Genomic DNA, 10,637 nt, shown 5'->3' with positions numbered 1-10,637 from the left:
GTGTGGCCTTTCTGGCGGCCGAAGCCCTTGACCTCGGTGACGGTGATGCCGGAAACGCCGACATCGTGGAGCGCGTCCTTGACGTCGTCGAGCTTGAACGGCTTGATGATCGCTTCGATCTTCTTCATCCGGCGACCATGCCCAATCGCCGCCGCTTTTGAAAGCCAAGGGCGAGGAATGAGGCGAAGGTGACTGCCCGCCCGATGTCGTCGCGGCGCGGGGCCGGGTCGCGGGCTGGGACGCGAAGCAAGCGGCGGCGGCAGTCTGATTGGCTGAACCGCGATTTCCGTGTCATATTCTGGGGCGCACATTAGCGTCGCGCGGGGGGCGGGATGGACGAGGAACGCAAGGACGGCGCCGGCGAGCGCCCGAAAATGTTCAGCAACATGACCGCATGGCTGGGCGGGCTGACCGGGCTGATTGTCGCGGTGACGGGGCTGATCGCGGTGTGGCCGCATGCCAAGCAGGCGGAACCGGTTGAGGATGCTGCGAAGCCCGTCGAAAATTCCGACGCCGCTGTTTCGACGGATGCTGCAGCGGCTGACGCCGCGGCGCAGCCATTACCGCTCAAATATAAAGCGGTCGGGGCGACGTTCGAGAAAGTCGACGGCGAGTGGGTCTATGCCAGCGCCAACGAAGAAACCCGCTACACCGAAGTCTCGCGCACCGACGGCAATACCGTCGTTTTCGATCCCAAGCGCGAAGTCTATGCGCGCTGGCCGAACCAGGGCGGAAAGGTCGAGGAAAAGGGCGCCGATAACCAGGCGGAATGGGAAGATTCGTTCGACATCTGGGTGCCAAAGCCTGCGCCGCCGGCCGAATGAGCGGGCGATGTGCGCGCGGCGAATGTCCGCTTTGGGTGGAATGCGGGCGTAACGGAGCTAACGGTCAAGGATGGCGCTTCATCGGCAGTGGCACATCGGTGGTTGGCCTGCCATCTTGCTCGCCCCGGTGGGGATTTTTGTTGCTATCCTCGTGCAGCTTTTCGTTTGGCTTTTCGGTCTGAAGAACAGTGCGGACCTCACACCAGAAGATGTCCTGCGTTACTTGGAGGACTTCGTCGAAGGGCGCGGTGGCGACTGGGACTGGGATGACTTCACGGGCATTCCCATCACAGACCCATTTCTAGAGCGCATCCGCGAGGAAGCTGCATCTGTGGAGTTGCCGCTGACCGAGAATGGTCGTGCGACGCTGCGCCAGCTCGCGGAACAGATTCGTGCTCGATAGCTAATGCCCGCAATGGGTCGAAAGCGGACACTGGCTGCCGCGACCTAGGCGTAAGGCGGCTTGTCGTGGCCGGTCGGGCTCTTGGTAAAAATCTCGCAGCCATCGTCGGTGATGCCGATTGAATGTTCGAACTGGGCGGAGAGCGAGCGGTCGCGGGTGACCGCAGTCCAGCCGTCGTCGAGCATCTTCACGTCGGCGCGGCCGATGTTGATCATCGGCTCGATGGTAAAGAACATGCCGGGCTTCAATTCCGGACCAGTGCCGGGGCGACCGGCGTGGACGACTTCGGGGCTGTCATGGAACAAGCGGCCGAGGCCGTGGCCGCAGAAATCGCGGACAACCGAGTAACGGTGCGCTTCGGCGTGGCGCTGGATGGCGTTGGAGACGTCGCCGAGGCGGTTGCCGGGGCGCGCCTGGGCGATGCCGAGCATCAGGCATTCGTAGGTCACGTCGACCAGCTTCCTGGCCTTCAGCGGCACATTACCGGCAAGGTACATGCGGCTGGTGTCGCCGTGCCAGCCGTCGAGGATTGGGGTGACATCGATATTGACGATGTCGCCGTACTTGATCGCCTTGTCGCCAGGGATGCCGTGGCAGACGACATGGTTGATCGAGATGCAGCAGCTCTTGGTGTAGCCGCGATAGCCGAGCGTCGCCGGGATGCCGCCGCCGCGCAGCATATGGTCGTAGACGCGTTGGTCGAGCTCGGCGGTGGTAACGCCGGGGACGACATGAGGCGCGATTGCGTCGAGGATCTCGGCGGCGAAGCGGCCGGCGGCGCGCATGCCGACGAAGGCGTCGGGGCCGTGCAATTTGATGACGCCGTTGCGCGCATCGACCAGGTCGTCGTCGGAAACGGTGATATATTCGGTCATCGGCACTAAATAGTGTGCCAAGGCGGCTATGTCGAACCGAAGGCTGGATCGAACCGGAGATCACATGCAATCTCAAAAGGTCTGGACCGCGGCGCTGGTGGTGATCGGCGACGAAATCCTGTCCGGGCGGACGCAGGACAAGAATATCGCCCAGGTCGCGGTGTGGCTCAACGACCAGGGCATCCGGCTGGCCGAGGTGCGCGTGGTGCCCGACGATCCGCGGCGGATCGCCGACGCGGTAAACGCGCTGCGGGTTACTCATGATTATCTGTTCACCACCGGCGGCATCGGCCCGACCCACGATGACATCACGGTCGATTCGATTGCCGCCGCGTTCGGCGTGCCGGTCATTGAGCATCCCGAAGCGCGGCGAATCCTCGAGGACTATTATGCGGGTCGCGGGATCGCGCTGACCGAATCGCGCCTGCGGATGGCGCGAGTGCCGCAAGGCGCCGAGCTGATCGCCAACCCGAGCTCGGGCGCGCCGGGGGTCAAGATCGCCAACGTCTACATCCTCGCCGGCGTCCCGCACATTGCCGCCAGCATGCTCGAGGCGTTGACCGGGACGCTGGAGGGCGGCCGGCCGATGGTGTCGGTGACAGTCGGCGCGTTCTCCGCCGAGAGCGACGTCGCGGACTTGCTGCGCGCCACCGAGGCCGCCCATGCGGGCGTGGCGATCGGCAGCTATCCGTTCTTCAAGGACGGCCGCTACGGCGCCAACTTCGTCATCCGCTCGGAAGACAGCGAAGCGGCGCGGGGCTGCGGCGACGACCTCCTACACAAGCTCGCCGCCGCCGGCTTTGAAGCGCGGGACGGCGGGATTTAGCGGGACGCCGCTATTCCCACGGTTTGCCGGCGGCGGTAAAGCGTGACACATCCGTCCATTGGGGGGACGGTCAGACATGGCAAGCGAGTCCAGTCAGCCGACTGTGTTCCTGAGCTATGCGCATGACGATCGGGTCAAGGCGCAACAGCTGGCGGCGGCATTGGGGCGCGTGGGCTACACGGTGTGGTGGGACGCGCTGATCGAAGGCGGGACGGTCTACACTAAGTCGATCAACGAGGCGCTGGACGCTTCGGACGCGGTCGTTGTCCTGTGGTCGAAGCAATCGATTGAATCCAATTGGGTGCGGGACGAGGCTGCCCAGGGCCGTGACCGCCGGCGGCTGGTGCCGCTGTCGCTCGACGGCAGTGACCCGCCGTTGGGCTTTCGCCAATTCCAGATGATCGACGTGTCCGGCTGGCGGGGACGGGCCGACGCCCCGCAAGTTGACGCGATTCGCCGGGCAATTGCGACGGCCATCGGCTGTGAGCCGCCACCGCGTCGCGTTGCGGCTCAACCGATTACCCGGCGAGGCGCGTTGGTCGCCGGAGCCGCCGCAACACTGGCCGGGGCTGGTGGTTTCATTGCCTGGGAGGGCGGGCTGTTCGGTTCCGGTGGGGCCAAGGGCGCGAGCATCGCGGTCCTGCCGTTCAAGAATTTGAGCGGCGATTCCGGCCAGGCGTACCTGGCCGACGGCATGACCGACGAGGTGCGCTCGGCGCTGTCGCGCAACGACGGGCTGCTGGTGCTTGCGGCAACCTCGTCCAACACCGTCCGCGATCAGATTGGCGATGCCAAGTCGATCGCGCGAACCCTGGGTGTCGCTTATTTGCTGGAGGGATCAGTCCAGCGCGCCGGCGACATCGTGCGGGTCGCGACCACCCTGACCAACGGCAAGTCGGGGTTCAGCGAATGGTCGCAACGGGTCGACCGCCCGCTGGGCGATATCTTCGCCTTCGAAAGCGATGTCGCTCGCATCGTCTCCAACGCTTTGTCGGTACAGATGGCGACCGACGCGCCGGCGCCCGGCGGCACCCGCAACGTCAAGGCGTATGAAGCCTATTTGCGCGGCAAAGCGCTGTACAATGCCGTCGGCGGGGAGGAATCTGATCGCCAGGCCCGCGCCAATTTCGAGCTCGCGATCGCGGCTGATCCCAGCTTCGCATTGGCCCATGCGGCACTATCGCGAGTGCTCGCGTCGCTCGCGTCAAGCAACGCCCAGGCGAGCGAGCTGAAGCCGCTCTATACGGCCGCGGTTGCAGAGGCTGAGCGCGCGATCGAACTCGCGCCGACGTTGCCTCAGGGCCAACTCGCGCTCGGTTATGCGAAGTTCGCGGGCTTTCTCGATGTGCGCGGTGCCAGACCGTCTTACGACAAAGCGTATCGCTATGGGCGCGGTGATGCCGACATCGTCCTGCTCTACGCGGCGTACACAGCACGAACCCGCCGTTTTCGGGAGGCGCGCGATGCGATTGACTGGGCGCTCGCGCTTGATCCCTTCAACCCTCGCACGCATCGCGCTGCCGGGATTATTGCCTATACGTCACGACGGTATGCGGACGCGATCACCCAATCCCAGCGAGCACTCGAGCTCAACCCGAAAATGTCCAATGCCAATGCAACCGTCGGCGACTGCCTCATGGCATTGGGAAAAATCGCTGCCGCGCGCGCGGCTTATGTGAAAGAACCTTCCGCCATGTTCCGGCTGCGCGGATTGGCCGCGCTGGAGTATCGCGTCGGGAACCAGCCCGCAGCCGATCGTGCCTTGGCGCAACTCATCAGCGACGTTGGCGACGCTGCCATGTACCAACAAGCCGAAGTGATGGCTCAGTGGGGCAGGGCGGATGAGGCGATGGTGAGGCTGCAGCGGGCGCGGGCGATCGGTGACTCGGGTCTAAGTATGATCGCGACCGACCCTTTGCTCGATCCGATTTCGCGGGACCCCAGATATGCTCGCCTGGTCAGGGACCTGGGGTTCGGCTGAATCACACTGTTCGAAGGGCCAGTTTCGTGAGACTTTGCTTGTTCCACCGCTTGGGAGACCGATCATGATGACTCATAACGATTTTGACCCTGTCGCCGGCCCTGAGGACGAAGACGAGGATCGCGGTAGCGACACCGATCGCGGTAGCGACACCGATCGCGGTAGCGACACCGATCGCGGTAGCGACACTGACCGCGGCAGCGACACTGATCGCGGGAGCGATACTGACCGTTAGCGCATCTCGCTGATCGACGGATCCGCCGCCATCGCGCGGTGGATCCAGTCGAGGAAGTGGTCGCGATCAATGCGAAGATACAGGCCGGCGCTATCCTCGCGGTAGCAGCCGACGCCAGAATTCACGACGCCGACGAGGACCCGATTGTCGCTGTCGAGGACCAGCGGACCGCCGCTGTCGCCGGTGCAGGTGTCGGCGTCATCACCGGGGGTTCGGCCGGTCGCGCACAATTGGTATTCCGGGGCATGGCTATATTGCGGGTAGTCGCCGCAGTCGGCGGTGATCAGATCGACCGAAGTGAGCTCGGACTGGAAGCCTGAACCCTTGGCCTCGTCGAGCTGTCCCCAGCCGGTCGCGTAAACGTTCTCGCCGGGTTCCAAAGGCGGACCGTCGTAAAGCGGGATGGCCTCGACCGGCCCGGCCTGTTCCGGATGCGTCTGGCTGTCGGCGACGAAATGAACGAGCGCGATGTCGTAGGTATGCTTGTTTTTGTTCCAGTCCGCGTGCCGTACCATGCGGTCGATGCGGTAGCTTACCCCTTCATCATTATCGATATAATCGGCCCCTAGCCGCACCCGATGGCCGTTTTTAATCCGCTCGGCATTGATGCAATGAGCGGCGGTCAACACCCAGCCGTCGGCGATCAGCGTGCCGCCGCATTTGTGCGCGAGGTCCCAACCATCGCGTCCGCTTTGCTTGTCTTCCTCGGACCACTGCGGATGACCGCTGTAGATTTGTGCCTGCCACGGCGTCGCGCCGGTCGTTTCTTCGGCTTCGGCCGGCGCCGATTGCTGTTGCGCCGTTTCCGGCTGATTTTGGTCCGCGACCCCCTGATCCTGGGCCGCGTCCGCCTGGGCGGCGAGCGCCAGGGCGAGCGCGAAGGGCAATAAAAACGGAATCATCGGCATTCCCCCAAGCGGACATCATGCCACACAATTCAGCTGGACCACAGCGCCGGTCGCCACACCAATGGCGCACGTTTCAATTTGGAGCCGTCCCCCGGCAGGTCACGAAATTGGAGCGGGTGAAGGGAATCGAACCCTCGTCGTAAGCTTGGGAAGCTTCTGCTCTGCCATTGAGCTACACCCGCTTGGAAGAGCCCGATTGCCACGGCTGCGCTCCGCCGGTCAACCGACCTGCTTCAATCCCTGGTCGAGGTCGGCGATGAGGTCGTCGGAATCCTCTAGGCCGATGTGCAGGCGGATGGTGGCGCCATTCGCGGGAACACCCGAGACCGTCCGCAACCGGTCGGGATGGACGGGGATCGCCAGGCTTTCGAAACCGCCCCAGCTGTAGCCGATGCCAAACAGCTCGAGGCTTTCGACGAAGCGGTTGGCCGCGGCGTCGTCGGCATCTTTCAGGACGATCGAAAACAGGCCCGATGAGCCGGTGAAATCGCGCTTCCACAGCGTGTGGCCGGGGCAGTCCTTTAACGCCGGGTGGAGCACCGTCGCAACCGGCAATTGATCCTGTAGCCAACGGGCGATCTTGATCGCGCTGTCCTCATGCCGGCGCAGGCGAACGCCGAGCGTGCGCAGGCCGCGCGCGGCGAGAAACGCATCGTCCGGGCTGACGTGCTGGCCGTACAGTTGGGCGGCTTTGGACAGCTTGTCCCAGGCCCGCTCGGTGGCGGTCACCGACCCCAGCATGACGTCGGCATGGCCGGATATGTATTTGGTGCAGGCGACGATCGACAGATCGACGCCGTGTGCCAGCGCCGGGAAGAACAGCGAGGTCGCCCAGGTATTGTCGAGCAACGTGATGATGCCGCGCGACCTGGCGAGCGCGCAGATGCCGGGCACGTCCTGAACTTCAAAGGTTAGCGAGCCCGGGCTTTCCATGAAGATGGCGCGGGTCTGCTCGGATAACAGGGTGTCGATGTCGTCGACGCTCGCCAGCGGGTCGTAATAGCGCGTCGTGACGCCGTAGCGCTTGAGCCACTGGTCGCAGAACGTCCGCGACGGCCCGTAGACGCTGTCGACCATCAGCAATTCGTCGCCTGGTTCGAGCGCGCTCATCAGCGCAAACGCCACCGCCGCCGCACCGGACGGGAGCAATCGCGTGCCAGCCGCACCCGGCTCCAATTCCGTCAGCGCCTCGGCCAGCGACCACTGGGTCGAGGTGCCGTTGCGACCGTAGCTCAACACTCCGTCGCGGGGCGGGTAACCGGCCTCCATTTCGGCGACGGTCTCGAACAGCACCGTCGAGGTGCGCGCCACCGGGACATTGACCAGGCCCTGCAGCCATTCGTCGCGCCGCCCGCCGTGAACAATTTTGGTATCCGGCCGGGTGCCAGGGCGCTTGGGTTCGTCCGTCATCGGAGGGGCTTTACCTTGCCTGCAGCCAAATCGGAACCGATTGGCCAAAAGTCCGTTGATTTAGTAAGCACACTTATTATATGATAACGCATGGACCCGATGCTGTGGGAAATCGCCGAGACCGCGACCGCGCTGCGCCGCGCGTTTGACCGGCGCGCGGTGTCGCTCGGCGTTACCCGGGCGCAATGGCGGGTACTGGCCAAGCTCAACCGGACGCCGGGCTTGCGGCAGGTCGATCTTGCCGAGCACCTCGACATGGAAGCGATCACCTTGTGCCGGATCGTCGATCGGCTCGCGGAAGCGGGCCTAGTCGAACGGCAGGCCGACCCGCTGGACCGCCGCGCGTGGAAGCTGATGCTGACGACCAAATCCAGGCCGCTGGTCAAGAAGCTGGGGGCGTTGGCGGACGATCTCGCTGAGGAAGCGTTTACCGGCATGGCAGCTGACAAGCGCGACGCGATGCGCACTGCGCTGGGACAAATTCGAGACAATGTCGCGGTCAATTGCCCGCGCGGAAAGGCTCTTGGCCAATGAACGAAATGAAGCAGGAACCGCTGACCGGGGCGCCGGAAGTGGTCGATGGATCAACCGCCGAGGTCGCGAAATCGGCTGCCGGACCGCGGGTCCCGCGCCGGTTGCTCCGCAATGTGTTGTTGCTGATCGTCCCGCTGCTGCTGGTCATCGGCCTTGGTTATTATTGGCTGGCGAGCGGCGGCAAAGTCTCCACCGACGACGCCGCGATCAAGCAGGACATCGTCTCGGTCAGCGCGCAGGTCAACGGCCCGATCACCCAGGTCGCGGTGCGTAACGGCCAGCAGGTCAAGCAAGGCGCTTTGCTGTTCCGGATCGATCCCGCGCCTTATCGCGTGGCGCTCGAGCAAGCGCAGGCGCAGTTCGCCGCGGCCAATCTGCAGAACCAGCTGCTCCGTTCGCAGCAATCGGGCACCGGCGGCGACATCGTCGGCTCGCAGGCCGATCTGGCGATCAAGCAACGCGCGCTGGCGCGGCAGTCGGCGCTGCTCAAGCAGGGCTTCACGACCCGCTCGGATTATGACGATGCGGTGTCCGAAGTGCGCAAGTCGGAAACCGACCTTGCAAATGCGCGGGCACGAGCGGCCAATGCCAGCGCCGCGATCGCGCCCGGCGAACAGCCCAACATCGCCGCCGCCAAGGCCGCGCTCGACAAGGCGCGGCTCGATTTGTCGCGGACCGAGGTTCGCGCGCCCATGGATGGCACGATCGAGAACGCCGATCGCCTGCAGGTCGGGCAGGCGGTGGTCATCGGCATCGGCATGCTGTCGCTGGTCCGCAGCCGCCAAGCTTGGGTCGAAGCGAACTTCAAGGAAAAGGACGTCGGCCGGATGGTGCCGGGGCTCAAAGCCAAGGTTGAGGTCGACGCCTATCCGGGCGTGGATTTTGCCGCTCATGTGCAAAGCATTGGCGCCGGGACGGGCAGCGAATTCGCCATCCTGCCGGCGCAGAACGCCAACGGCAATTGGGTCAAGGTGACGCAGCGCGTGCCGGTCCGGATCGTCTTCGACGGCGACCCCAAGAAACCGATGATCGCCGGCCTGTCGGTTAACGCCACCGTCATCTTCAACAAGAGCTAGCGCCGATGGCCGAAATCCCGGCTCATCTCGCCGCGCACCCGCTGCCCCAGGGTCAGCGGGTGGTGGTGACGATTGCTGTCATGATGGCGGTCCTGCTGCAAGTGCTCGATACGACCATCGCCAATGTCGCGCTGCCGCATATGCAAGCAAGCCTGAGCGCGACCCAGGATACGATCAATTGGGTGCTGACCAGCTACATCGTCGCCTCGGCAATCGCGCTGCCGATCAGCGGCTGGATGGCCGACAAGGTCGGGCGCAAGCGGTTGTTGGTGTGGTCGGTGATCGGCTTCACCGTCACGTCCGTCATGTGCGCCGGCGCGACCTCGCTGACCGAAATGGTGATCTTCCGGGCTGCCCAGGGCGTCAGCGGCGCGTTCCTGGTGCCGCTCGCTCAGGCGACTTTGTTCGATATCAATCCGCGCGAAAAGCACGGGCAGGCGATGGCCCTGTTCGGCGGCGGCATCATGATCGGGCCGATCCTCGGGCCGGTGCTCGGCGGCTGGCTAACCGACAGCTACAACTGGCGCTGGGTGTTTCTGGTCAATTTGCCGGTGGGCGTGATCTGCACGTTGCTGCTGCTGCGCTTCTTGCCCAAGACCGAGCAGCACGCGCGCAAGTTCGACATGTTCGGCTTCATCTTGCTCGCGGTGGCGATCGGCAGTCTGCAATTGTTCCTCGATCGCGGCGCGCAGAAGGACTGGCTGCAAAGCTGGGAAATCATCATTGAGCTCAGCCTCGCGATCGCCGGATTCTGGATGTTCGTTGTCCACATTGTGACCGCGAAAGAACCGTTGTTCGAAAAGGGCATGTTCGCCGACCGCAATTTCGCCACCGGCTTGCTGTTCATGGCGGTGACCGGGGTGCTGCTGCTCGCCGGCCTCGCTTTGCTGCCGCCATTGCTTCAGAACCTCTACGGCTATTCGGTACTGCAGTCGGGCTTCCTGACCGCCCCGCGCGGCGTCGGCACGCTGATTTCCATGCTGCTTGCCGGCCGGCTGGTTGGAAAGTTCGACGCGCGAATGCTGGTCGGCCTCGGCGTCGTTTTGATGGGCACTTCATTGTGGATGATGACCGGTTTCGCGCTCGACCAGCCATCGACGCCGGTGATCACCAGCGGCGTCGTCCAGGGGCTCGGCCTGGGGCTGATCTTCGTGCCGCTGCAAAGCCTGGCCTTCGAGACGCTGAAGCCGCGCCTAAGAACTACCGCGGCCAGCCTGTTGAACCTCGCTCGCAACGTCGGCGGCTCGGTCGGCATTTCGGTCGTCAGCGCGCAGCTCATCCGCATGAGCCAGGTCGCCCATGCCGACCTTGCCGGCCATGTCACCGACCAGTCGCTGCCGATGATCGATCCGTCGCTCCTGGAACGCATTGGTCCCGGGGGAGCGGGCGCACTCGCGATCATTAATCTCGAGATCACCCGCCAGGCGATTTTCATCGCCTACCTCGACGACTTCAAGCTGATGATGATCGTCACCTTCGCGGTGCTGCCGTTGCTGTTGGTTATGCGCAAGGCGAGGGGCGCCGGAGCGCCGGCTATGGCGGCGGATTGAGCGCTTCCGCCGTTG

12 protein-coding genes and 1 tRNA gene are annotated in these 10,637 nt (G+C 64.3%); 8 read left to right on the top strand and 5 right to left on the bottom strand.

The window, feature by feature from the left end; translation table 11 throughout:
- Positions 1-128 (bottom strand): P-II family nitrogen regulator (locus tag RMO25_RS11185; protein WP_309662680.1); only part of this gene is annotated, 128 nt, incomplete at its 3' end.
- Between the two features lie 204 nt (positions 129-332).
- On the opposite strand from RMO25_RS11185, the gene RMO25_RS11180 reads away from it, so the two are divergent.
- Together RMO25_RS11180 and RMO25_RS11175 are read left to right on the top strand one after the other, a co-directional pair.
- Positions 333-824 carry a hypothetical protein gene (locus RMO25_RS11180; protein ID WP_309662679.1) on the top strand — a complete coding sequence of 164 codons (492 nt, stop codon included), beginning with the start codon at positions 333-335 and terminating at the stop codon, positions 822-824.
- Positions 825-894: 70 nt separating this feature from the next.
- Complete coding sequence (locus RMO25_RS11175) at positions 895-1,227, top strand: hypothetical protein (protein ID WP_309662678.1); 333 nt, start codon at positions 895-897, stop codon at positions 1,225-1,227.
- Positions 1,228-1,271: 44 nt separating this feature from the next.
- On the opposite strand, the gene map is transcribed toward RMO25_RS11175, so the two are convergent.
- The gene (gene map / locus RMO25_RS11170; RefSeq protein WP_309662677.1) at positions 1,272-2,102 is read right to left on the bottom strand and encodes a type I methionyl aminopeptidase; all 831 of its coding nucleotides are present in this window, start codon (positions 2,100-2,102) and stop codon (positions 1,272-1,274) included.
- Between the two features lie 64 nt (positions 2,103-2,166).
- Between map and RMO25_RS11165 the strand changes: the two genes are divergently transcribed.
- The 3 genes from RMO25_RS11165 (at position 2,167) to RMO25_RS11155 (ending at position 5,144) form a co-directional block, all read left to right on the top strand.
- Positions 2,167-2,928, top strand: a complete 762-nt coding sequence (locus RMO25_RS11165; protein WP_309662676.1) for a molybdopterin-binding protein — start codon at positions 2,167-2,169, stop codon at positions 2,926-2,928.
- Positions 2,929-3,004: 76 nt separating this feature from the next.
- Positions 3,005-4,909 (top strand): TIR domain-containing protein, encoded by a 1,905-nt coding sequence (locus tag RMO25_RS11160; protein WP_309662675.1) that lies wholly within the window; start codon positions 3,005-3,007, stop codon positions 4,907-4,909.
- Between the two features lie 64 nt (positions 4,910-4,973).
- A complete protein-coding gene (locus RMO25_RS11155) occupies positions 4,974-5,144 on the top strand; it encodes a hypothetical protein (RefSeq protein ID WP_309662674.1) in 171 nt (56 codons plus the stop codon).
- Here the strand turns inward: RMO25_RS11155 and RMO25_RS11150 are convergent.
- The 3 genes from RMO25_RS11150 to metC form a co-directional block, all read right to left on the bottom strand.
- Positions 5,141-6,046, bottom strand: a complete 906-nt coding sequence (locus RMO25_RS11150; RefSeq protein WP_309662673.1) for a serine protease — start codon at positions 6,044-6,046, stop codon at positions 5,141-5,143. The two genes, RMO25_RS11155 and RMO25_RS11150, sit on opposite strands and share 4 nt — an antisense overlap.
- A 114-nt stretch (positions 6,047-6,160) precedes the next feature.
- A tRNA-Gly gene (locus RMO25_RS11145) sits at positions 6,161-6,234 on the bottom strand.
- 37 nt (positions 6,235-6,271) lie between these two features.
- Positions 6,272-7,462 (bottom strand): cystathionine beta-lyase, encoded by a 1,191-nt coding sequence (gene metC, locus RMO25_RS11140; RefSeq protein WP_309662672.1) that lies wholly within the window; start codon positions 7,460-7,462, stop codon positions 6,272-6,274.
- Positions 7,463-7,552: 90 nt separating this feature from the next.
- Here metC and RMO25_RS11135 point away from each other — a divergent pair, with 90 nt between their 5' ends.
- From RMO25_RS11135 to RMO25_RS11125, 3 genes are read left to right on the top strand one after another with little or no spacing between them, the layout of a single operon-like run.
- Complete coding sequence (locus tag RMO25_RS11135) at positions 7,553-7,996, top strand: MarR family transcriptional regulator (RefSeq protein ID WP_309662671.1); 444 nt, start codon at positions 7,553-7,555, stop codon at positions 7,994-7,996.
- The gene (locus tag RMO25_RS11130) at positions 7,993-9,072 is read left to right on the top strand and encodes an HlyD family secretion protein (protein WP_309662670.1); all 1,080 of its coding nucleotides are present in this window, start codon (positions 7,993-7,995) and stop codon (positions 9,070-9,072) included. The genes RMO25_RS11135 and RMO25_RS11130 overlap by 4 nt, the downstream gene beginning before the upstream one ends.
- Before the next feature lie 5 nt (positions 9,073-9,077).
- Positions 9,078-10,622: a DHA2 family efflux MFS transporter permease subunit gene (locus tag RMO25_RS11125; protein WP_309662669.1), complete on the top strand. Its 1,545-nt coding sequence runs from the start codon at positions 9,078-9,080 to the stop codon at positions 10,620-10,622.
- The last annotated feature ends 15 nt before the right edge of the window (positions 10,623-10,637 follow it).

The organism is Sphingomonas sp. (assembly GCF_031361285.1).
GTDB lineage: Bacteria > Pseudomonadota > Alphaproteobacteria > Sphingomonadales > Sphingomonadaceae > Sphingomicrobium.
Note: the sequence above shows the minus strand (reverse complement) of the source record. Positions and strands in the feature narration are given on the sequence as shown.